The sequence below is a fragment of the Acinetobacter pecorum genome (assembly GCF_014837015.1).
Taxonomy (GTDB): domain Bacteria; phylum Pseudomonadota; class Gammaproteobacteria; order Pseudomonadales; family Moraxellaceae; genus Acinetobacter; species Acinetobacter pecorum.
In genome coordinates this window covers 28,851-50,384 of the sequence record NZ_JACSPT010000021.1, presented here as the reverse complement: position 1 = coordinate 50,384, position 21,534 = coordinate 28,851, and the positions used below count along the sequence as shown (strand labels likewise).

Below are 21,534 nucleotides of genomic sequence, written 5' to 3'. Positions count from 1 at the left end.
GGCACGCAATTATAAATCTATGATTCGTATAGCCTGTATATTTATTTGGTGCAAAGCCAAATGAGGACACACCCTAGGATCATAAAAACTATTTTCATCTTGTGCTTTGCCCCTTACTAGAGCATCAATACACTTTAATAAATTTGATTTCCCCGCGTTGTTATATCCAACTAAAGCTGTAAAAGATTCTAATTTTAAAAAAGTTTCTCGACACGATTTAAAGTTACTAATTTTTATTTCTGTTATACGATGCATCATCAATTTCCTAATAAAAAACCCCACTTCACAGTAGGGTCTTTTTTAAACAATATCAACAACTTTAATCTACTCTTGCGAAGCAATGCTTCTCACCTTTAAAAAAGGAGGAAGTTCCCCTCTTTTTCAAAGAGGGGCTAGGGGTGATTTTAAAAAAGATTAAGCCACATTCCCTTCCAAGAAATCCTGTGCAAAGCGCTGCAATACCCCACCCGCTTCATACACAGATACTTCTTCTTCGGTATCCAGACGACAGGTCACAGGCACTTCAATGGTCTGTTCCTTACCATCTTCCGTGGCACGTTCAATCACCAGAGTTAAAGTCGAACGTGGTGCAATATTCCCAATCACGCTATACAGTTCAGTACCATCCAGTTTTAATGTTTTACGGTCTGTACCCGGCTTAAACTCAAGCGGCAACACGCCCATACCGACCAGATTGGTACGGTGAATACGTTCAAAACCTTCAGCCACAATCGCTTCTACACCTGCCAGACGCACACCTTTCGCTGCCCAGTCACGGCTTGAACCCTGACCATAATCCTTACCGGCAATAATGATCAACGGCTGCTTGCGGTTCATGTAGGTTTCAATCGCCTCCCACATGCGCATCACTTCGCCTTCAGGCTCCACACGCGCTTTTGAACCCTGCTTGATGGTACCGTCAGAACGTACCACCATTTCGTTATACAGCTTCGGATTCGCCAAGGTTGCACGCTGTGCAGTCAGGTGATCACCCCGATGCGTTGCATAAGAGTTAAAGTCTTCCTCAGGTACACCCATTTTCCCCAGATATTCACCTGCTGCCGAGTCACGCACAATCGCATTTGATGGGGATAAATGATCGGTAGTGATGTTATCGCCAAGAATAGCCAATGGACGCATGTTGGTGAGGGTACGCGGTGCAGCCAGTGCACCTTCCCAATACGGCGGACGGCGAATATAGGTGCTTTGCGGACGCCAGTCATATAGCGGACTTGCTGCCTTTTTACGCTCACCCAGATCAAACATCGGAATATACACTTTCTTGAACTGTTCCGGTTTAACTGACTCTTTTACCAAGGCATCAATTTCCTCATCCGAAGGCCAGATATCTTTTAAGTAAATCGGATTACCGTCTTTGTCTGTGCCTAGGGCATCTTTTTCGATGTCAAAACGGATGGTTCCGGCAATCGCATAAGCGACTACTAGCGGTGGAGATGCCAGGAAAGCCTGTTTCGCATACGGATGGATACGGCCATCGAAATTACGGTTACCTGACAATACTGCGGTCGTGTATAGATCACGGTCAATAATTTCTTGCTGGATTTTTGGATCTAATGCACCAGACATACCGTTACAGGTGGTGCATGCATAAGCCACGATACCAAAACCCAGCTTTTCTAAATCTTTTAACACCCCGGCTTCTTCCAGGTACAGGGCAGCCGCTTTAGAACCTGGCGCGAAAGATGATTTTACCCAAGGTTTACGGGTCAGACCAAGTTCATTGGCTTTACGTGCCAGCAAACCGGCTGCTACGGTATTACGCGGGTTGGAGGTATTGGTACATGAGGTAATCGCCGCGATAATCACCGCACCATCCGGCATCAGACCTTCTGCTTCCTGTGCGCGAGCAGCTTCCAGATTACCGGCAATGCCTTTTTCTTTTAGGTCTGCCGTAGATACACGCGCATGCGGATTGGATGGGCCGGCAATGTTACGTGTTACGGTGGATAAATCGAAACGCAGCACACGCGGATATTCAGCCTGAGTCATCTCCGATGCCCAAAGTCCGATCTCTTTGGCATAAGTTTCAACCAGTTTCACCTGCTCAGGCTCACGGCCGGTCAAAGTCAGATAATCAATGGTGTTCTGGTCGATATAGAACATGGCTGCCGTTGCACCATATTCCGGGGTCATATTGGAAATCGTGGCACGATCACCGACTGACATGCTGTCTGCCCCTTCACCGAAGAATTCTAAATATGCGCCAACCACACGTTCCTTACGCAGGAATTCGGTTAAAGCGAGAACGATATCCGTTGCAGTAATGCCCGGCTGACGTTGCCCGACCAGCTCTACCCCAATGATATCTGGCAGACGCATCCACGAGGCACGGCCCAGCATCACATTTTCAGCTTCCAAACCACCGACACCAATCGAGATTACGCCCAAGGCATCGGTATGTGGTGTATGCGAATCTGTACCGATACAGGTATCAGGAAATGCCACACCATCACGATTCTGAATCACCGGTGACATTTTTTCCAGATTGATCTGGTGCATGATGCCGTTACCTGCCGGAATCACATCGACATTTTCAAATGCCGTTTTGGTCCATTCAATAAAATGGAAACGGTCTTCATTACGGCGGTCTTCAATGGCACGGTTTTTCTCAAAAGCATCCGGATCAAAACCGCCATACTCTACAGCTAAAGAGTGATCGACAATGAGCTGGGTCGGCACCACCGGATTGACTTTAGAAGGATCACCACCCTGGTCGGCAATGGCATCACGCAGGCCTGCAAGGTCAACCAGTGCAGTTTGACCCAAGATGTCATGACAGACCACACGTGCCGGATACCAAGGAAAATCATGGTCCTGTTTACGTTCGATGAGCTGACGTAAAGACTGTTCTAAAATGGCAGGATCACAACGACGGACCAGCTGTTCAGCCAGCACTTTGGAGGTATAGGGGAGTTTGGCATATGCGCCTGGCTGGATATCTTCAACGGCCTGACGCACGTCATAGTATTCTAACTGGGTGCCTTGTAGTGGTTTACGGTAGTTGTTATTCATAGCTTACCTGCCCTCATTCATTACTCTTTTTATTCATCAAATTTTCTTGATGACTTGTTTTTTAATCAAGGCATTGTACGCTGTCGAAAGTCCATTTCCCAAATCTTATAATTTTCAAAGCTTTAAATATGAAATATAGCCTTTTTACAGTAATTTACGCTTCACACTTTAGAATTTTGACTCTAAATTGTGATTTTTCTTAAAAATTGACCTGAATTTTTCTCATTCTTTAGTATGAGAAATTAATGAAAGCATAAAAAACCATCAAATTTCAGGCAGAATCTTTGTTCTATCCCCGCCCCCAAAAATTAGCGCTTGAGAAAAACAGTAAGTATTTTTGAAGGTAAGCTCATTGTCATTGATCTGCATTAGAAACATATCATCTCTACCTCCCAATTACCCCAAAAACCTCTTGATTTAGATTGTGGGCTTTTTTGTTTGCCTCTGTCTGATGCATGCTGCACAATAACTGCATTGATTTATAGTATTCAAACTGGGGCTTATTATGGCAACGTCTCCTGCTTTCACATTGTTTAGTCTAAATGGTGTCGATGCACAAAAATTCCTTCAAGGTCAGGTGACTTTGAATACTGAAACTTTGGCAGAAAACCAGACCCGCTATACTGCGATCTGTAGCCTGAAAGGACGGATTCAATTTGGCTTATGGCTTAAAAAGATCAGTCCGGAAAGCTTTGAAATCGTAAGCACTGAAGATCAGGCAACAGAACTGGCGAATCACATTAAGAAGTTTGGTGCTTTTTCAAAAATGAAACTGGAACTGGTCGGTCCGGTATATCCGGTCATCAATGGTATTTATACTGACTTCGTTGCGACTGAAACCAATGTCACCCTGTGGGAGCAGCAAGCCATTGAATCAGGTCAGGCCTGGATTCAGGCAGCTACCGCCAATCTGTTTCAACCTCAGGAATTGCGTTTGCATCAACGCGAAGGCATTCACTATGACAAAGGCTGCTATCTGGGTCAGGAAGTGATTGCGCGCTTATGGTTTAAAGCCAAGCCAAAACACTGGTTACATCTGGTTCAAGGTACAGGTGCCACACCTGCTGTGGCAACAAAACTGAATAATGATGTAGAAGTCATCAATAGCATCACGACTGATGCCGGTTATAAAGCGCTGGTGGTCGCAAAGCCTGAGGCATTAACCGAATTGGGCCTAGAAGTGCTGGAGCTTCCGGAAGCATTGAGTGGGGATGTCGCGCGTCCGCAATAATTCAGGTTCCGCCCATAAAAAAAGCCAAGATGAGATTCTTGGCTTTTTTTATTTTGGAATTTTAGAAACCGTGGAACAGTTTGTTCATGTCTTTCACGACATAGTCTTTAAAATGATAGGCTCGCGCATGTTTGGCATCAAACTTTGCCGTGAGTTCACCTTTTTGAAAGATATATACCCGGTCTTCCTGGCTAATCAAAAACTCTGCCCCAAGTTTCATCAATAACGCATCAATCTTGTCCTCATCGGCAATCGAGTCATCTGCGTTGATTCTGTCATAGTGACGTCTAATAGTTTTGACAAACATGCTGAAATCCTGGGAGTCTGATGCAAAGCGAGATTTAATCAGAGAAAATAGCTGAATTAAAGTAATCCTTTCAATATCTTTGGAATTGAGCGAAAACCTGTCCCTATCATGCATCGATTAAACCAGTGAATTATGTCCTGATGATTTGTATTTAGTGACAAATTACATATTTACAAAGCATAAAATCCTTTTATGATGATGTAAGTAAAAATGATTAAAACCGCACCAAGGAATAAGGTGCCAGCAATAATAAGGTTATAGGAACCATGAAAAAGTTAATCCTCGCGGTAGCTCTCGCCGCTTCTGCATCATTCGCTCTGGCAAATACTGCACAAGATCAAATCGATCCGCAATTTGAAAAAATTGAAGCTATGGTGAAAGCCAATAATTTTAAAGGCGCCTATGAAGCTTTAAACAAGCTAGCCAGCCAAGGCAATGCCCAGGCTTTATATAACTTAGGCTATTTAACCCAGACTGGCCAAGGTACCGTCAAAGACGAGAAAAAAGCCATTCAACTCTATGAGCAGTCTGCCAGCAAAGGCTATCCGGTGGCCAATTATGTATTGGGTAAAAACTACGCAGCTGGCACGCTCGGTCTCAAACAGGATTTGACCAAAGCCAAACAGCATCTGGAACGTGCCTCGGCAGCCAATTTTGAAGATGCCAGCGTAGATCTGGCGGTACTGCTATTTTCTGAAAATACGCCAGCCTCCAATAAAGCCGGTCTGCAAAAACTGCAACCGCTAATCAGCAAAGGCAATATGCAGGCCATTCATGCAAAGGCCTTATATGACATCAGCAGCGGTTTCAAAAACAAAGATGAAAAACCGATTCAGCAAGGCCTAAGCAGCATTCAGGAACTGGCAAAAAAAGGCTATATTCCGGCGCTGATGGCAGTAGGTAATATGTTTGCGAATGGCAGTATCGTGCCGCAAAACCTGCCAGAAGCGAAAAAAATCTTTGCCGCACTGGCGCAGCAAAATATTCCGCAGGCCAAAGAATCTTTGGCAGCAGTAGATAAAATGCTGGCTGAGCAGAAAAAAGCACCTGCGAAAAAAAGTTAAGTTGAATCAATAAATTTAAATAAAAAAGCCCCACACATCGGGGGCTTTTTTTAATGACAGAGCATTCATCTTCTAAAAGATTATCCCCACCATAAAGCAATTAAACCACTGGTCACCATAAAACCGGCAATAGTACTCATCAACAATGGGGTTAAGGCTCGATCATTCAGCCCATACGCCTGCCCCAACATGCCAAAAATCGTGGGCATTGGCAAAGCTGCAATCAATGTACCGGCACGAACCATTTCCTGATTTAAGTCCGTCAACTGGCTTAGCCCCAGATACATCAAGAGTGGCATGATAATATTGCTGGAAAATACCAGATAAAAACTTTGCAGGTTGACATATCTCAGGCTCATTCCCACGATACCACCGCCAATTGCGAACAGGGCCAGCGGTGAGGCAGTCTGACCAATCAAGGCAAACATCTGATCGAGATAGACCGGAATTCTAATCTGGAATACAGCACAGGCCATCCCGAGCATCACCCCCATAAACAGGGGATTTTTTAGCAAGGTGAGCAATGCACTTTTTAAAATGGAACCTAGATTCGCCTGATGTTGTGTCCCCATTGCCGCGAGTACCAGCACCAGCGGAATCAGCAATACACTTTCAATGATCACCACCAGAGAGGTATAGGTCATTGCCTGCTGTCCCATCAATAAACTCAGCACAGCCGTACCAATCAGACCGGTATTTGACATTGCGGCACCTAGAGACAGGACAGCACTTTGCGAATGCGTATTCTGAAAATACTGGCGCATGATCCAGAAGCCACTGCCATAGAGCACTAAGGTCACGCTGCTATACACCGCAAAGTATTCAAAATACCAGATTTCATGCAGGTCTTTGGAGGCAAGGGATTGAAAGAACAGCAAGGGTAAGGCCACTTTAATGACAAAAGCACCGACCGTACCTACCTGTTCCTTGCTTAATACTTGACTCTTTACAGTCAGATAACCCAGTGCCAATAATAAAAATATGGGCACAATGACCGCAAAAATCATAATGCACTATCCTCTTGCCAGCGATTTCCTATTATAAGAATTTCTGACACTAAAGCAGTGTTAAAAAGGCTCAAATAAATGATTCAACCCATGCGGGGCACTGCGCAGATATTGCGGTGAAATCTTGATTTTCTCTTCAAGCGCTGCGGCTGCATGCCAAGGCCAATGTGGATCGTACAGAATGGCACGGGCAATGGCGATGGCATCGGCCTGGCCTTTTTGCAGAATATCTTCTGCCTGCTCTGCTTCAGTGATCAATCCCACAGCAATCACAGGAATACTCACCACTTTCTTGATCGCATCTGCAAAAGGCACCTGATAATTCGGTTTCACATCAATGTGCTGTTTGACATGCAGACCGGCACTGGAAATATGAATATAGGCAGCCCCAGCAGCTTCCAGTGCTTTAGACAATTCAATTGAAGAATCAATGGTCCAGCTGTCTGGCTGATCCATCCAGTCGCTGGCCGAAATACGTACCCCGATCGGATAGCCTTCCGGAACTGCGGCCATCATGGCTTGCAATACTTCCAGTGTCAGACGAATCCGGTTTTCCAGTGAACCACCATACTGATCATCGCGTTTATTTGAAAGCGGTGACATAAACTGATGCAATAAATAACCATGTGCTGCATGCAACTCAATCATGTCAAAGCCGGCATCCACTGCACGTTCGGCACTTTTTGCAAAGTCAGCAATGACTTGCTCAATTTCTGAATGGCTTAGGGCTTTGGGTGGATGTTCGTCTGCCTGAAACGGCAGATTGCTTGCAGAAACGGTTTGCCAGCCATGGAGCTGATCTGGCGCGATCTGCCCTTTTCCTGACCAGGGTTTATCTGTAGAAGCCTTACGTCCGGCATGTGCGAGCTGAATCGCAAATGGCATTGGCGATATAGATTTGACCTTGGCCAGTAATGCTTTTATTTGGGCAGCTTGCTGATCATTCCATAAGCCTAAGTCGACATAACTGATCCGGCCTTCTGGCTGTACCGCAGTCGCTTCCACAATACACAGACCCGCACCAGAGAGCGCATAACTTGCCCATTGCTGCTCATGCCAATAGGTGATTTCACCCTGATCTGTGGCTGAATATTGACACATCGGTGCAATAATAATCTTATTGCTGAGTGATAATGAACCAAACTGTAGCGGTTGAAATAATAATGTCACGTGGCATTCCCTCTTTCTTCATGTCAAGTATGATCGGGCAATAAAAAACAGGCTTTAATAAGCCTGTTTAGTTATAACGTGAAGCATCACTTTTTAGAAGATCAGCCGACTGCTTAAACCGAGCACCAGCGCATTATCTACGTTATTGCTTGATCCTGGATTCACCACATATTGCAGGTTTGGACGTAGCATCAGCCACTTTGTTGCATTATAGCTATAGTTCAGTTCAATATTGTATTCTGCATCTGCATTCAAAGCTGGACGCGAATCTGCGAAGCGATGATTGACATGCAGACGGTTAACCGCCAAGCCCAGAATATCATTTGGCTGAGTGTCAACCAAACCGATATATTTCACACCAATTTGTTGTGAATTATCCACTTTGTTAGTATCGCGGTCATGCCAGGTAAAGTTGGCAAATGAATGCAGACCCTGGCGGCCCTGACCTGTAGACGTTATCTGTTGTTCCACTGCTAACCAGCCTGCAAAGGTACGGTTTTTGGCATCTGCAGGATTGGCAATATCTTTCTGGTTGGCAACCTCATCAGCAGTATTGTACATCCCGCCGATACGGTAACTGCCTGGCAAGCCATTCACCAATGATTTCGGTGTCCATACGATTTCTGCAGGAATGGTTACGCCATCGGCATGGTCGGTATCCAGACTCCAGCCTTGACCTTCTTTGGCACCATTACCATTGTCTGGATTAAACTCGTAGACACCAACTTGTATCGCGAGTTCAGGGGCCACTTGCTGCTTCACCCGTGCACCCCATTGTGCAACTGGCGTATTCATCCAGATATTGCCCTGCCATTTGCCCATTTGCGCTGCACAGAATGCCGTACTGGCAAAATCACAGGCCATGACATTAAAATCCATGCCCAGACCAAGACGGCCTGCCTTAATACTGAGCCCCTGGTCTTTAAAATTCTTCTCAATGGACAGCTCGCTCAGGCGGCTATCCTGATTACCGCGTCCAAAAGTGCCTTGTACATTTGCCAACTGTGGGGCATTAGGATCCTGCAAATCACGAATAGAGGTACTTTGCCCCTGACGTGCAGTCATCGCGGCACGTATAGTGACCCCTTCCCATCCTGCCAGTTTTTCCATGTCCAGTTGAGTACCCAGCCATAATTGGGCAGAAGTTAATGGATCTGCACCTTCATTACGGCCACCATCAGCAAGATATGCAGTATCGGTTAACAGATTGGCTTCAAATTTGATCCCCTGTTGGGCCATTTTTGTACGTTGACCATTCCAGTCCCCCAGTAAATACTGACCTTGTGGGTCAAATGCAGTTTCCGCTTGTGCGGTTGTCATGGCAGCCAACAAAGGCAATAGTGCTAGACCTAAATATTTCATGTAAAACCCGAACATAAGGAGAAAAACAAGCAAGGTTTTAAAAATTGCTTTCAGGCACATGAAGTTACATAAATTTTCATATAAATTCTCAGCATTTTTTTTATTATTGATTAAACTTTTAGTTATAATTTAAATATAAAAATATAATTTTTATTTTGATATTTTAAATTATTTATATATTTTTCAAATTCTTATAATTTAACCAATTTTCTCGTTAGGTTTATTCAACTAAAATTCTGCTAGAGAGACCTAAAAATAAAGTTCATTTTTCAAATAAAATACAGCTTAAATAAATATGGGGTATCCAGTTATTTTCCAATTATTTCCTTTAGATTAATGCTTGCAATCCTGGCCGATTCACCCAATATTAGCTGCATCTCCCTCGCCAGCGATGTGTTATGCCTGAATTACCAGAAGTTGAAACCACTAAAATCAGTTTATTACCCTTATTGGAACAACGCGTGAAACGTGTTGAAGTGCGCCAGTCAAGTTTACGTTGGCCTATTCCGGAAAATATAGACAGGCTGGTGGGACAGAAATTGCTCAAGCTTAGTCGCCGTTCCAAATATATTCTGGCAGAGTTTGAACATGAGACGATGCTCTGGCATTTGGGCATGTCTGGGAGTTTCCGTCTATGCGAGAGCACGGAAGAATTACGCAAACATGACCATCTGATTATCCAGTTTGAAGATATCGAACTGCGTTATCACGACCCGCGCCGTTTTGGCTGTATTCTTTGGCTAGATGCCCAATCCCAAAGCAAACTGATTGATACCTTGGGACCAGAACCCTTAAGTGAGAGCTTTAATGCCGAGTATTTGTTTGAAAAACTGAAGAATAAAAATGTTGGCACCAAAGTTGCAATTATGGATAACCATGTGGTGGTGGGCGTAGGCAATATTTATGCGACTGAGAGTCTGTTTAATCTGGGTATTCACCCTGCACAACCAGCCTCGACTTTAAGTTTAATGCAGGTTGAAAAGTTGGTGCTGGAAATTAAACGTATCTTGAAGCAGGCGATTGATCTGGGTGGTTCAACCTTAAGAGACTACACCAATGCCATGGGCGAAAATGGCTATTTCCAGCAAACCTTGCTGGCTTATGGCCGCGCTGGTGAAATGTGCGTGAACTGTGAAACTACGCTTGAAAATATTAAATTGGGGCAACGGGCTTCTGTTTTTTGTCCTGAATGCCAACCTTTGAAAAAGCTCCAGCTCCCTGTCAAAAAAATGGCAACTGTACGAGGGAAAAAGTCATGAAAACAGCCATTGTGCGTCATATTCTGGTCAAAGACAAAGAAACTGCAGAACAGCTTAAAAAGAAGATTTTAAGTGGTGCAGATTTTAATAAAATTGCCAAACAGTATTCGACCTGTAATTCTGCCAAACGTGGTGGTGAGCTGGGTGAAATCAAAAAAGGTCAGCTGGTTCCAGTGATTGATAAACTGGTTTTTACTGCAGCAGAACGGGTATTGCATGGCCCGGTCAAAAGCCAGTTTGGTTTCCATTTAGTCGAAATTAAGTTTCGGGCAGATTTCTAAATATTTTTCCTTTCTTCCTTTTGGAGGTGAGGAATATAGTCAGCAGCAAGGCTAACGAGATATTTAAATAAATTAGATTATATTTAAGCTCTCCTCTTGCAAAACAATGTGTCTCATCTCTTGGCCGCAGCCGCAGAGGAAAATTAAAAAACGGCGCAATAGGCGCCGTTTTTTAATCCCTGGAACTTAAGCTTCAGGATCAGGACGTTTTTTTAACTCGTCACGAATTTCACGTAACAATGCGACATCTTCCGGAGTCTCTTCCGTAGTAGGTTCTGCTTCCTGCTTACGGCGCAACTTGTTCATCGCTTTAACTAACAGGAATACCACCCAAGCCAATAACAAGAAATTGATCAGAATAGTCAAAAAGTTACCATAAGCAAAAACGTTTAGGCCAGCCGCTTGGGCCTGAGCGAGAGTCGTGACATTATTCGGATTATCCCCCAGTACCAGGAACCAGTTGGAATAGTCAACATCTCCGCCTAAAATCCAGCTGATTACCGGCATAACAATGTCTTTGACCATCGAGTCGATGATTTTATTGAATGCACCGCCAATGATGACACCAATCGCCAGATCCATCACGTTGCCTTTGATGGCGAACTCTTTAAATTCTTGAATAATACTCATGTCTGCTCCCATATTTTATTTTCAAGTTTTGGGCTAAATTATACCTGACTAGAAACTTCTAATTTTGACTTAGTTTAATACGATTTAATAAATTACGATGTGAGCATAGCGTAAATATAAAAAAACCGTAATCTTCGAAAAGATTACGGTTTTTAGTAAGCGGGCCAATAATCTACAGATTATTTACCAGAACGGTTACGTTTACGTTCGTTTTCAGTCAAGAAACGCTTACGGATACGGATTGACTTCGGTGTTACTTCTACTAACTCATCATCTTCAATGAATTCAAGCGCTTGTTCAAGCGTATATTCAATTGCAGGAACAAGTGTTAACGCTTCATCTGTACCAGATGCACGTACGTTCGTTAACTGTTTCGCTTTAGTCGGGTTAACTGTCATGTCGTCTGAACGAGAGTTAATACCGATGATCATACCTTCGTAAACTTCTAACTGAGGTTTAGCGAATAGACGACCGCGGTCTTGAAGCGTAAACAATGCATAGCCCAAGCAAGTACCTTGAACCATAGAAATCAATACACCGTTTTGACGTTTCGCAACAGTACCTTGTTTCATTGGACCGTAATGCGAGAAGCTTGATGTCATGATCCCTGTACCAGAAGTCATGGTCAGGAATTCAGAACGGAAACCAATCAAGCCACGTGAAGGAACAGTTGCTTCAATACGGATACGGCCTTTACCGTCAACTTCCATATTGGTCATTTCACCTTTACGGAAACCCATTTGTTCCATTACAGCACCTTGATGCTGTTCTTCAACGTCAAACGTTACGTTCTCGTATGGCTCTTGTTTTTCACCATCAATTTCTTTGATGATTACTTGCGGACGGGATACACCCATCTCGAAGCCTTCACGGCGCATGTTTTCAATCAGAACTGAAAGGTGAAGTTCACCACGACCAGACACTTTAAAACGGTCCGGACTGTCAGTATCTTCAACGCGAAGTGCTACGTTGTGAATCAATTCGCGGTCTAGACGTTCACGGATATTACGTGAAGTCACGAATTTACCTTCTTTACCAGCAAACGGTGAGTTGTTTACCTGGAAGGTCATCGATACTGTAGGCTCATCTACAGATAATGGAGGTAAAGCTTCAACATTTTTCGGATCACAAATGGTGTCAGAAATGTTGAGTGCATCGATACCTGTTACACAAACGATATCGCCTGCAGAAGCTTCTTCAACGTCAACGCGATCTAGACCATGATAACCCATGATTTTTAAGATACGGCCGTTACGTGTTTTGCCCTCTTTATCGATTACAGTGACTTGCGTATTCAATTTTACTGAACCACGTTGAATACGACCAATACCGATAACACCAACGAAGCTGTTATAGTCAAGTGAAGACACTTGCATTTGGAATGGACCATCAACGTCAACTTTTGGTGGTTCAACGATATCTACAATCGTTTGGAACAACGGAGTCATGTCTTCAGCAAGTTCTTCTGGAGAAGGACCAGCAACACCACGAAGGCCTGAAGCATAAACAACCGGGAAGTCTAACTGTTCGTCAGAAGCACCCAAATTATCAAACAAATCAAATACTTGGTCAATTACCCAGTCTGGACGCGCGCTTGGCTTGTCTACTTTGTTAATAATTACGATTGGTTTTAAACCACGTGCGAATGCTTTTTGCGTTACGAAACGTGTTTGTGGCATCGGGCCTTCTTGTGAATCTACAAGAAGAAGTACGCAGTCAACCATCGACATTACACGTTCAACTTCACCACCGAAGTCGGCGTGTCCCGGGGTGTCCACGATGTTAATGCGGTATTCAGTATTGGTACGTTCATCTAACCATTTGATTGCAGTATTTTTTGCAAGAATGGTAATACCACGTTCACTTTCAATAGCACCGGAATCCATGACACGCTCGATCTCACCCGCGCGATCACCGAGAGCACCTGATTGTTGCAAAAGTTTGTCTACAAGAGTGGTTTTACCATGATCGACGTGCGCAATAATGGCGATGTTACGGAGAGTTTTAATATCTGACATGTAAATTCAATGCGTGTGTAATTTGAGGGCAAATTATACAGAAAAATACAAAACTTTTATAGTCACTGTAGCCCTACTCCTCAACTTTTTTTGTCTGGTCGAGGCTTTTTTGATTTTGTAAAGACGTGTAACTCGATTAGAATAGCGCCATCCAGCCTTATTTTGCATTGACACATGTCTGATTTTAATCAATCTCCTCCTTCTAAAGATCAACTCGACCTGGTATACGGTCTGGATGATCGTCCAAAACCCCTGATTGCTTTTCTAGCTGCTTTCCAGCATTTATTAGCGATTATTGTCCCGATTGTGACCCCTGGCCTGCTGATTTGTCTGGCGCTTGGTGTTTCCAAAGAAGACACCAACATGATTTTATCCATGTCTCTGGTGATCTCGGGTATCGCGACTTTTTTACAGTCTAAAAAAGTAGGGCCATTTGGTGCCGGTCTGCTGATCGTTCAGGGAACCAGTTTCAACTTCATCGGTCCAATTATTGGTATTGGGTCAGCCATGGTGGCTGCGGGTACACCTGTAGAAGCAGTAATGGCGTCTATCTTTGGTGTAGTGATTGCAGGTGCATTCATTGAAATGGGCGTGTCACAAATTCTGCCTTGGATCAAAAAACTGATTACCCCTTTGGTCACTGGAATTGTCGTACTCCTGATTGGCTTAACCCTGATTAAAGAAGGTTTAATCAGCATGGGCGGTGGTTATCAGGCCATGAGCGATAAAACTTTTGCCAATGCCGATAACCTGATCATGTCTTGTACCGTTCTGGCGCTGATTATTATTCTGAACCGTATCCGGATTACCTGGGTAAAAAGTTCTGCCATTTTGATCGCTCTGGTTTGTGGTTATATCCTGGCGGGCTTTATGGGCCATCTGGATTTTTCCGGCTTAAAAGATGCACCTCTGGTACAAATTCCGACTCCCATGCATTTCGGTTTAAGCTTCTCCTGGAGCCTGTTTATTCCGATGGCATTTATTTACCTGGTGACCTCTTTAGAAGCGATTGGTGATATCACTGCGACTTCAAAGCTTTCCAATCAACCAGTTGATGGTCCAAAATGGATGCAGCGCATTAAAGGCGGTGTACTGGTCAATGGCGCGAATTCATTCCTTGCCGGTATTTTTAATACCTTCCCTAGTTCAGTATTTGCACAAAATAATGGCGTAATCCAGTTGACGGGCGTAGCAAGTCGTTATGTCGGCATCTGGATTGCTGCTTTGCTGGTTATTCTTGGTTTGTTGCCTGCAGTTGCTGGTATTATTCAGGCCGTTCCACAAGCGGTACTGGGCGGCGCAGTCATGGTCATGTTTGGCGCAGTCGCAGCCTCTGGTATTAACATTCTGTCTGGTGTAAATCTGGACCGTCGCGCCCTGCTGATTATTGCGATTTCACTGGCACTGGGTTTAGGTGTTGCACAAGTTCCACAAATTCTTGAGCATCTTCCTGAGTTATTCCGTAATATCTTTAGCTCAGGCGTTGCCACTGGTGGTATCGCTGCCCTTATTCTGAATGTGGTACTTCCTGAAACAAAGAAGTAATTTCATGTCCAAAGAACACTGTCTAGGTCAGGCTTAGGCAGTGTTCTTTATATTGGAGAGATACCTATGGATCCTAAAAGCGAAGTTTTATTAAGACAATATGATTTTTTGTCGGGTCGCATCTTACTGATTAATGCACCGACAGATAATCTGCTCGCTGAATTCGATGCCTCTATCAATCCGGCTGTCTGGACATGGAATTTTAACGATTTTCAATATTTCCAGTCACAACAAGCAGATGTGCATTTTGGTGCAGAAATGCCTGAAGCTGAATTTGATCAGGCAGTTATTTTTGTACCCAAGTCTAAAGAACTGTTGAATTATTTACTGCACACTGTGGCAGCGCAGCTTAAACCGGGCAGCAGTATTTTTCTGGTCGGTGAAAAGAAAGGCGGGATAGAACGCGCAGCCAAACAGTTGCAGCCTTTTGGTAAAACTCTCAAACTTGACAGCGCACGTCATTGCCAGCTTTGGCAATTGGTTTTAGACCATACGGTCGAGAAAAAAGCACTTGCAGACTGGGCACAGCGTTATACCGTATCTACACCAAATGGTGACTTAATTATTTGTGCACTTCCAGGCGTCTTTAGTCAAAACCGTTTGGATGTAGGAACTGCTACGCTATTGCCTTATTTGTCACAAGTCACTTCAGGTAAAATTGCTGACTTTGGTTGTGGTGCGGGGGTGATTAGCGCGTATCTGGCAAAGTTGAATCCGAAAAACCGGATTTTTGCCATGGATGTTGATGCCTTTGCACTGGTTTCTACACAAATGACATTTGAAGAAAACCAGCTTACTCCTGAACAGATTGAAATCAAAGCGGTTACAGGCATTGAGGATGCACCCTTGTTCCTCCATGCCATTGTCAGTAATCCGCCTTTTCATATGGGAATCGAGACCGATTACACAGCAAGTGAAACCTTATGTAAAACCTCGCGTCGTCATTTAAAATCAGGCGGCGAGCTTTGGATCGTGGCCAACCGTTTCTTGAACTATCCTACCCTGATTGAACAAAACTTTGGTAGCTGCACAGTGAAAGCGGATCAACAAGGCTTTAAAGTGCTCTTCGCCAGCACTCAAAAAAATGTTAAGGAATCATGATGAGCGAAACGCAAAATACGATGCAGCTGCAGCGTAAGCTGGGTGCTCGTCATCTGAATATGATCGCCATTGGCGGATCCATTGGTACAGGTTTATTTTTGGCCTCAGGTGCGACCATTGCCAATGCTGGACCAGGTGGTGCATTGCTTGCATATGTACTGATTGGGATCATGATTTATTTCCTGATGACCAGCTTGGGGGAGCTTGCCACGCACAATCCGACTTCAGGTGCATTTTTCACTTACGGCACCAAATATGTCGAAGGTGGTTTTGGTTTCGCTTTAGGCTGGAATTACTGGTACAACTGGGCCATTACCGTGGCTTTTGAGCTGGTTGCCGTTCAGTTCATTATGAAATTCTGGTTTCCCGATATACCGGGCGTGTACTGGAGCGCAATTTTCCTTGCCATTATTTTTGGGATTAATGCCCTGACAGTAAAAGGCTTTGGCGAATCTGAATTTTTCTTTTCGCTGATTAAAGTCCTTGCGATCATTGCCTTTATTATCATCGGAATCTGGATGATCGTGAAGATCATGCTGACTCCGGGTGTAGAAGCATTTGCCAACTGGAGCATTGGCGATGCACCTTTTGTCGGTGGTTTTCAGGCATTAATTGGTGTGGCGATGATTGCCGGATTCTCCTTTCAGGGTACCGAAATGGTCGGTGTCGCGGCAGGTGAATCGAAAGATCCAAAGAAAACCATTCCGGTAGCCATTAAACAGATATTCTGGCGTATCCTGTTGTTTTATATCGTGTGTATTTTTATTATCGGCACATTGATTGCCTATAATGACCCACGTTTATTACAGGCAGCTGCAACCGACGATATTGCGCTTTCTCCATTTACCTTATTGTATGAAAAAGCTGGTTTTGCCTTTGCTGCCAGTATCATGAATGCGGTGATCTTGACCGCCATTCTATCTGCAGGTAACTCGGGCATGTATTCATCTACACGTATGCTTTTTGATATGGCACGTAAAGGTAGTGCACCTAAAATGTTTGCGCGTCTGGACCCGCGTGGTGTGCCGATGAATGCACTCTATGCCACGACTGCAATCGCAGCTCTATGCTTTCTGACCACTTTCTTTGGTGAGCAGGAAGTCTTTAACTGGCTGCTGAACATGTCAGGAATGTGCGGCTTTATCGTCTGGCTCGGTATTGCCATTTCCCATTACCGCTTCCGTAAAGGTTATCTGGCACAAGGATATAAACTCGAAGATCTGGCTTATCGTGCCAAATTCTTTCCTTTTGCTCCCTGGTTTGCATTTATCCTGTGTACGATTGTCGTTCTGGGTCAGAACTATCAGGATGTTTTGGCCGGTCACTGGATGGGCGTATTATCGACCTATATCAGTATTCCGCTATTCCTGGCCATCTGGTTTGGCTACAAATGGAAGAAAAAAACCAAACTGGTGTCTTATCAGGAAATGGACGTTCAGCCCATGAAGCTCGATCAGGAATAACCCAGTCAATAATGAAAAAGCAGTCTCAGGACTGCTTTTTTAATCTCTCTATTTTAGCTATTTCGCATTACAAAGTTACGGTCATCAACCACAATCGCTTGCTGACAGATTCCATCTACCCGACGTTGCTGCTCAAACACATGCGCCGGCATGGCCTCAAAGCTATCAAAGAAACTGATTTCCTGCTCATCGATAGAATAAATTAACGAGTGATTCCCTATCCCGTCTAAACTGTCATAGAACACAATCACAAAACGACCTTCACCTGCCTTTTTTTGAATTTCGGCATATGAAAGAGGAGATTCATAAACAGGTAATTTGAGTTCTTGGGCCTTTTGATAAAATTCTACTTCAACAGGCTGTTTATCCGGATCAACTTGTGTAAAAAATTCAGCATCCAGCCCCAAGGTTTTGAGCGCAACTGCGAGCGCAATAGTTGAAGTTCCCATCTCATCATCGTGCCGTGTCAATTGCACCAGATCAGGAATATGTAGATCGATACCATAATGATGAAAGATCATCCAAATTGCATAAATACCACTATTGGCTTCCAGACTCAGCAAGTCTTGAGGAAGTTCTATGCTCATGCCTTTACTCAAAATCATTTTAGAGCAGCAAGTGTATGCAAAAAACAGCCATAAAAAAAGCGACTCCTTAGAGTCGCTTTTTCAGTCTGTGTTCAATAACGAATTATTGAGCAGCAGGAGCTTGTTGTTGCATAACTGGTTCAGCTAGAACAGTACGGCTACCAGTAATTGTCGCGAATACACGACGGTTCATAGCACGACCTTCTTTAGTAGTGTTATCAGCAATCGGTTGATCCCAAGCGAAACCTTGAGTAGACAAACGAGATGCATCTACGTTGTATTCGTTCACAAGTGAAGACTTAACAGAGTTAGCACGAGCTAGAGACAAACGTTCGTTCAATGCACGTGGACCAGTGTTATCAGTATGACCTTCGATGCGAGCAGTAGCGTTTGGATATTCAACTAGCTTCTCAGCAACTTTCGCGATTTCTGGTTTGTACTGATCTTTGATGTTTGACTTGTTAGTATCAAAGAATACACGAAGTTCCATGTTCAGGTCTTCAGTCAACTCTTGTGGAGCTGGAGCAACTGGCTCAACTGGAGCAACTTCAACTACTGGAGCAGCTGGCTTCAGGTGACCACCTAGAACTACGTTAAGACCAGCAAGTGCTGTATAGTTCCAGAACTCGTGATCAAAGTTATACGTAGCACGAGCTTCAGTACGTAGTGATAACGCGTCATTTAACTGCCAGAAAGCACCGATACCTGTATTTGCTAAAGTACCTTCTGAAGTATTACCACGGTCACGACGTACTGGAGCTGTTGGGCTGTTAAGACGAGTTAAACCATCAAATTTATATTTGTAGTGACCCGCACCCGCCAATAGGTAAGGCTTAACTTTGCTGTCATAGTTACCAGTGATTAAATCAGAAGTAACATAGAAGTTACCGTTGATTTGAGTTTGCTTATACTCAGCGCCTGGTTCAACTTGTGATGGACGACCATCAGTAATGTAACGAAGTGATTGGTTAACATCACCTTTTACCTGGTTATATTCAGCCTCGAAACCTAACCATGGAGTTAGTTCTACACCAAGTGCTGCACCAACGAACAAGTCGTTTTGCATTTCGCCTTGACCTAGTTGTGCAGATAACAAGTGGGACTGACCATTGTTATGCTTGGTGTCTTGCCAAGTATAACCCAGCATTAATGGAGTAACAGTTACGCCTGCGTTTGCAGCAGCAAAAGGTGCAACTACAAGCATAGCTAAAGCAATACGACTCATTTTCATGGATTTATCCTCCAGAGATAACAATTGTTGTTCAAGCTCAAGCCTTATAAATAGGCCATCCTGAGATAGGCTTTTTATTACCCCAGTATTATTCTTAAGCTATTCACATGGCATCATACAAACACTTTATTATTTTTCCAAGTGCTTGATTAATCTAATCAAGTAAATTATTGACAAAATTACTTACAATTTCCGTTGTAATTCGGTAACTTTTTACTCAATTTTTTATTCTGAATGACCTATTGTGATTGCCAATTATTTTTAACAGCTTTCTTTAAACTTAAGTAAGCAATGAATTACACGCTCAATAAAGCATAAAAAACATATAATTAATAGCACCCTTATAAGAAAAATAATATATAAATCAGGTAACTCTATGTATAAAAAAATAACAAGAGCGTTTACTATTGTTGAGTTAATTATCTGTATTGCAATGATTGCAATTCTCGCCAGTATCGCGCTTCCTTACTATCACGAGTACCGAGCCAGACAGGAAGCTCAAAACATACCGATCAAGTTATCTACAATTAATCGTTATGCACGCAGCCAGGCTGCAATTTTGCGACAGAATGTAGTGATCTGCCCAAGCCAAGATTCTCTCACTTGCCAAGCCAATCAATGGAACAAGACTATGCTGGTTTTCATTGATAAAAATAAAAACAGGCAAGTGGATACAGGTGAGACCATTTTACATATTGATGTAGTTAATCTCAAATACGGTAACCTGAGTTGGCGAGGAGCTTTGAGCTTACCAAGTGTCACTTATCAGGCACAAACAGGTCTGCCTATTGGTTCAAATGGCAGTTTCTACTACTGTTCTGCCCAGTTTTCTAGCCAACAGCGTATTGTACTTAGCAAAATGGGGCATATCCGGAGGGAAAGTCTTCCCTCATGTTAATAGAACTATCCAGTTTATGCTTCGGTACGATTAAAGCTTCAATCGTCAGTTTTTTTCAATATACTGCTTAAGTTCAAGATAAAACGATCAAAACTGATAGGGAGATACAACAATGACTGACATCGTAATTGTAAATGGTGCACGTACAGCCATGGGTGGCTTTCAGGGCAGTCTGGCCAGTGTAACTGCACCGGAACTGGGTGCTGTCACTATTAAGGAAGCAATTGCCCGTGCGGGTCTGCAACCAACGGATATTGAAGAAGTCATTATGGGTTGTGTACTCCCTGCAGGCTTAAAGCAGGGTCCTGCACGTCAAGCGATGCGTCAAGCTGGTCTTCCAGATTCTACTGGTGCGGTAACCATTAATAAATTATGTGGTTCAGGCATGAAAGCCGTCATGCAAGCGGCTGACATGATTAAAGCTGGTTCTGCAAATATCGTGGTTGCCGGCGGTATGGAATCCATGACCAATGCGCCTTATGTATTGCCAAAAGCACGGGGTGGTTTCCGTATGGGCCATGGTGAAATCAAGGATCATATGTTCCTGGATGGCTTGGAAGATGCTGAAACAGGTCGTTTGATGGGTTCATTTGCCCAAGATATGGCAAATACCAGAGGTTATACCCGCGAGCAGATGGATGATTTTGCGATTCGCTCATTAAAGCGTGCGCAAACTGCGGTCAATGAAGGCTACTTTGCTGATGAAATCGTGCCTGTAACAGTTAAAACCCGTAAAGGTGATGTGGTCGTTGATAAAGACGAACAGCCGTTCAATGCTAACATCGATAAAATTCCAACTTTGCGTCCTGCTTTCGCTAAAGACGGTACGATTACGGCGGCTAATGCCAGCTCGATTTCAGATGGTGCATCAGCTTTAGTAATTACCTCGGCTGACAATGCAGCAGCAAAAGGGTTGAATCCTTTGGCTAAAATTGTTGCCTATGCATCGAATTCTCAACATCCATCTGAGTTTACGATTGCTCCAGTCGGTGCAATCCAGAAAGTGCTCGATAAAACTGGATGGGCCGCTTCTGATGTCGACCTTTGGGAAATCAATGAGGCCTTTGCCATGGTGACCATGTGCCCAATGGATGAGTTCAAGCTAGACCCTGAAAAAGTCAACATCAATGGTGGTGCATGTGCACTCGGCCATCCTGTGGGTTCTACCGGTTCACGTATTATCCTGACTTTGATTCATGCACTAAAACGTACCGGTGGAAAAAAAGGGATTGCAGCTCTGTGTATTGGTGGGGGTGAAGCGACTGCTGTGGCGATTGAATTACTGTAACCTCTTCCCTCATCCCATCCCTCTCCCATAGGGAGTTAAAAATCCTCCTGATCTGGGGG

At 43.8% G+C, this 21,534-nt stretch carries 19 protein-coding genes; 9 read left to right on the top strand and 10 right to left on the bottom strand.

Going from position 1 to position 21,534, the window contains the following annotated elements; genetic code table 11:
* Positions 1 to 9: 9 nt before the first annotated feature.
* Together H9629_RS13440 and acnD are read right to left on the bottom strand one after the other, a co-directional pair.
* On the bottom strand, positions 10 to 258 hold the full coding sequence (locus tag H9629_RS13440) for an AAA family ATPase (RefSeq protein ID WP_225215810.1): 249 nt from the start codon (positions 256 to 258) through the stop codon (positions 10 to 12).
* 156 nt (positions 259 to 414) lie between these two features.
* Positions 415 to 3,033: a Fe/S-dependent 2-methylisocitrate dehydratase AcnD gene (gene acnD / locus H9629_RS13435; RefSeq protein ID WP_191731277.1), complete on the bottom strand. Its 2,619-nt coding sequence runs from the start codon at positions 3,031 to 3,033 to the stop codon at positions 415 to 417.
* A gap of 505 nt (positions 3,034 to 3,538) precedes the next feature.
* On the opposite strand from acnD, the gene ygfZ reads away from it, so the two are divergent.
* Entirely contained in the window at positions 3,539 to 4,264 is a 726-nt protein-coding gene (gene ygfZ / locus H9629_RS13430) for a CAF17-like 4Fe-4S cluster assembly/insertion protein YgfZ (RefSeq protein ID WP_064097095.1), read from the top strand.
* A gap of 61 nt (positions 4,265 to 4,325) precedes the next feature.
* Here the strand turns inward: ygfZ and H9629_RS13425 are convergent, their stop codons facing one another.
* Positions 4,326 to 4,571 carry a hypothetical protein gene (locus tag H9629_RS13425; protein WP_064097127.1) on the bottom strand — a complete coding sequence of 82 codons (246 nt, stop codon included), beginning with the start codon at positions 4,569 to 4,571 and terminating at the stop codon, positions 4,326 to 4,328.
* A 266-nt stretch (positions 4,572 to 4,837) separates the two neighbouring features.
* Here H9629_RS13425 and H9629_RS13420 point away from each other — a divergent pair, with 266 nt between their 5' ends.
* On the top strand, positions 4,838 to 5,635 hold the full coding sequence (locus H9629_RS13420; protein ID WP_191731276.1) for a tetratricopeptide repeat protein: 798 nt from the start codon (positions 4,838 to 4,840) through the stop codon (positions 5,633 to 5,635).
* An 80-nt stretch (positions 5,636 to 5,715) separates the two neighbouring features.
* Here H9629_RS13420 and H9629_RS13415 read toward each other — a convergent pair whose 3' ends face one another.
* From H9629_RS13415 to H9629_RS13405, 3 genes are all read right to left on the bottom strand, one after another.
* Positions 5,716 to 6,642, bottom strand: a complete 927-nt coding sequence (locus H9629_RS13415) for an AEC family transporter (RefSeq protein ID WP_144725341.1) — start codon at positions 6,640 to 6,642, stop codon at positions 5,716 to 5,718.
* 60 nt (positions 6,643 to 6,702) lie between these two features.
* Positions 6,703 to 7,812, bottom strand: a complete 1,110-nt coding sequence (locus H9629_RS13410; protein ID WP_191731275.1) for an NADH:flavin oxidoreductase/NADH oxidase — start codon at positions 7,810 to 7,812, stop codon at positions 6,703 to 6,705.
* Positions 7,813 to 7,905: 93 nt separating this feature from the next.
* Positions 7,906 to 9,174 carry a carbohydrate porin gene (locus tag H9629_RS13405; RefSeq protein WP_191731274.1) on the bottom strand — a complete coding sequence of 423 codons (1,269 nt, stop codon included), beginning with the start codon at positions 9,172 to 9,174 and terminating at the stop codon, positions 7,906 to 7,908.
* 398 nt (positions 9,175 to 9,572) lie between these two features.
* Between H9629_RS13405 and mutM the strand changes: the two genes are divergently transcribed.
* Both mutM and H9629_RS13395 read left to right on the top strand, forming a co-directional pair.
* The gene (mutM, locus tag H9629_RS13400; RefSeq protein WP_064097090.1) at positions 9,573 to 10,433 is read left to right on the top strand and encodes a bifunctional DNA-formamidopyrimidine glycosylase/DNA-(apurinic or apyrimidinic site) lyase; all 861 of its coding nucleotides are present in this window, start codon (positions 9,573 to 9,575) and stop codon (positions 10,431 to 10,433) included.
* The gene (locus tag H9629_RS13395; protein ID WP_064097089.1) at positions 10,430 to 10,714 is read left to right on the top strand and encodes a peptidylprolyl isomerase; all 285 of its coding nucleotides are present in this window, start codon (positions 10,430 to 10,432) and stop codon (positions 10,712 to 10,714) included. Before mutM ends, H9629_RS13395 begins: the two co-directional genes overlap by 4 nt.
* Before the next feature lie 186 nt (positions 10,715 to 10,900).
* On the opposite strand, the gene mscL is transcribed toward H9629_RS13395, so the two are convergent.
* On the bottom strand, positions 10,901 to 11,344 hold the full coding sequence (gene mscL / locus H9629_RS13390) for a large conductance mechanosensitive channel protein MscL (RefSeq protein WP_064097088.1): 444 nt from the start codon (positions 11,342 to 11,344) through the stop codon (positions 10,901 to 10,903).
* Between the two features lie 179 nt (positions 11,345 to 11,523).
* A complete protein-coding gene (gene typA, locus H9629_RS13385; protein ID WP_191731273.1) occupies positions 11,524 to 13,362 on the bottom strand; it encodes a translational GTPase TypA in 1,839 nt (612 codons plus the stop codon).
* 174 nt (positions 13,363 to 13,536) lie between these two features.
* Here typA and H9629_RS13380 point away from each other — a divergent pair, with 174 nt between their 5' ends.
* From H9629_RS13380 to H9629_RS13370, 3 genes are all read left to right on the top strand, one after another.
* Positions 13,537 to 14,907: a uracil-xanthine permease family protein gene (locus tag H9629_RS13380; protein WP_191731272.1), complete on the top strand. Its 1,371-nt coding sequence runs from the start codon at positions 13,537 to 13,539 to the stop codon at positions 14,905 to 14,907.
* Positions 14,908 to 14,973: 66 nt separating this feature from the next.
* Positions 14,974 to 16,008: a methyltransferase gene (locus H9629_RS13375; RefSeq protein ID WP_064102523.1), complete on the top strand. Its 1,035-nt coding sequence runs from the start codon at positions 14,974 to 14,976 to the stop codon at positions 16,006 to 16,008.
* Complete coding sequence (locus H9629_RS13370; RefSeq protein ID WP_064097084.1) at positions 16,008 to 17,471, top strand: amino acid permease; 1,464 nt, start codon at positions 16,008 to 16,010, stop codon at positions 17,469 to 17,471. The genes H9629_RS13375 and H9629_RS13370 overlap by 1 nt, the downstream gene beginning before the upstream one ends.
* 53 nt (positions 17,472 to 17,524) lie before the next feature.
* Here the strand turns inward: H9629_RS13370 and H9629_RS13365 are convergent, their stop codons facing one another.
* Both H9629_RS13365 and omp38 read right to left on the bottom strand, forming a co-directional pair.
* Positions 17,525 to 18,058, bottom strand: a complete 534-nt coding sequence (locus H9629_RS13365) for a peptidase C39 (protein ID WP_191731271.1) — start codon at positions 18,056 to 18,058, stop codon at positions 17,525 to 17,527.
* Positions 18,059 to 18,161: 103 nt separating this feature from the next.
* Positions 18,162 to 19,289, bottom strand: a complete 1,128-nt coding sequence (gene omp38, locus H9629_RS13360; RefSeq protein WP_064097083.1) for an outer membrane protein Omp38 — start codon at positions 19,287 to 19,289, stop codon at positions 18,162 to 18,164.
* Between the two features lie 376 nt (positions 19,290 to 19,665).
* Here omp38 and H9629_RS13355 point away from each other — a divergent pair, with 376 nt between their 5' ends.
* Both H9629_RS13355 and H9629_RS13350 read left to right on the top strand, forming a co-directional pair.
* The gene (locus tag H9629_RS13355) at positions 19,666 to 20,187 is read left to right on the top strand and encodes a GspH/FimT family pseudopilin (RefSeq protein ID WP_064097082.1); all 522 of its coding nucleotides are present in this window, start codon (positions 19,666 to 19,668) and stop codon (positions 20,185 to 20,187) included.
* A gap of 112 nt (positions 20,188 to 20,299) precedes the next feature.
* Complete coding sequence (locus H9629_RS13350) at positions 20,300 to 21,475, top strand: thiolase family protein (RefSeq protein WP_191731270.1); 1,176 nt, start codon at positions 20,300 to 20,302, stop codon at positions 21,473 to 21,475.
* Positions 21,476 to 21,534 lie beyond the last annotated feature (59 nt).

Bases quoted from the DNA above. Each gene is read 5' to 3' on its own strand.
- H9629_RS13440 (WP_225215810.1), bottom strand. From the start codon at position 258: ATGATGCATCGTATAACAGAAATAAAAATTAGTAACTTTAAATCGTGT.
- acnD (WP_191731277.1), bottom strand. From the start codon at position 3,033: ATGAATAACAACTACCGTAAACCACTACAAGGCACCCAGTTAGAATAC.
- ygfZ (WP_064097095.1), top strand. From the start codon at position 3,539: ATGGCAACGTCTCCTGCTTTCACATTGTTTAGTCTAAATGGTGTCGAT.
- H9629_RS13425 (WP_064097127.1), bottom strand. From the start codon at position 4,571: ATGTTTGTCAAAACTATTAGACGTCACTATGACAGAATCAACGCAGAT.
- H9629_RS13420 (WP_191731276.1), top strand. From the start codon at position 4,838: ATGAAAAAGTTAATCCTCGCGGTAGCTCTCGCCGCTTCTGCATCATTC.
- H9629_RS13415 (WP_144725341.1), bottom strand. From the start codon at position 6,642: ATGATTTTTGCGGTCATTGTGCCCATATTTTTATTATTGGCACTGGGT.
- H9629_RS13405 (WP_191731274.1), bottom strand. From the start codon at position 9,174: ATGAAATATTTAGGTCTAGCACTATTGCCTTTGTTGGCTGCCATGACA.
- mutM (WP_064097090.1), top strand. From the start codon at position 9,573: ATGCCTGAATTACCAGAAGTTGAAACCACTAAAATCAGTTTATTACCC.
- H9629_RS13395 (WP_064097089.1), top strand. From the start codon at position 10,430: ATGAAAACAGCCATTGTGCGTCATATTCTGGTCAAAGACAAAGAAACT.
- mscL (WP_064097088.1), bottom strand. From the start codon at position 11,344: ATGAGTATTATTCAAGAATTTAAAGAGTTCGCCATCAAAGGCAACGTG.
- typA (WP_191731273.1), bottom strand. From the start codon at position 13,362: ATGTCAGATATTAAAACTCTCCGTAACATCGCCATTATTGCGCACGTC.
- H9629_RS13380 (WP_191731272.1), top strand. From the start codon at position 13,537: ATGTCTGATTTTAATCAATCTCCTCCTTCTAAAGATCAACTCGACCTG.
- H9629_RS13375 (WP_064102523.1), top strand. From the start codon at position 14,974: ATGGATCCTAAAAGCGAAGTTTTATTAAGACAATATGATTTTTTGTCG.
- H9629_RS13370 (WP_064097084.1), top strand. From the start codon at position 16,008: ATGAGCGAAACGCAAAATACGATGCAGCTGCAGCGTAAGCTGGGTGCT.
- H9629_RS13365 (WP_191731271.1), bottom strand. From the start codon at position 18,058: ATGAGCATAGAACTTCCTCAAGACTTGCTGAGTCTGGAAGCCAATAGT.
- omp38 (WP_064097083.1), bottom strand. From the start codon at position 19,289: ATGAAAATGAGTCGTATTGCTTTAGCTATGCTTGTAGTTGCACCTTTT.
- H9629_RS13355 (WP_064097082.1), top strand. From the start codon at position 19,666: ATGTATAAAAAAATAACAAGAGCGTTTACTATTGTTGAGTTAATTATC.
- H9629_RS13350 (WP_191731270.1), top strand. From the start codon at position 20,300: ATGACTGACATCGTAATTGTAAATGGTGCACGTACAGCCATGGGTGGC.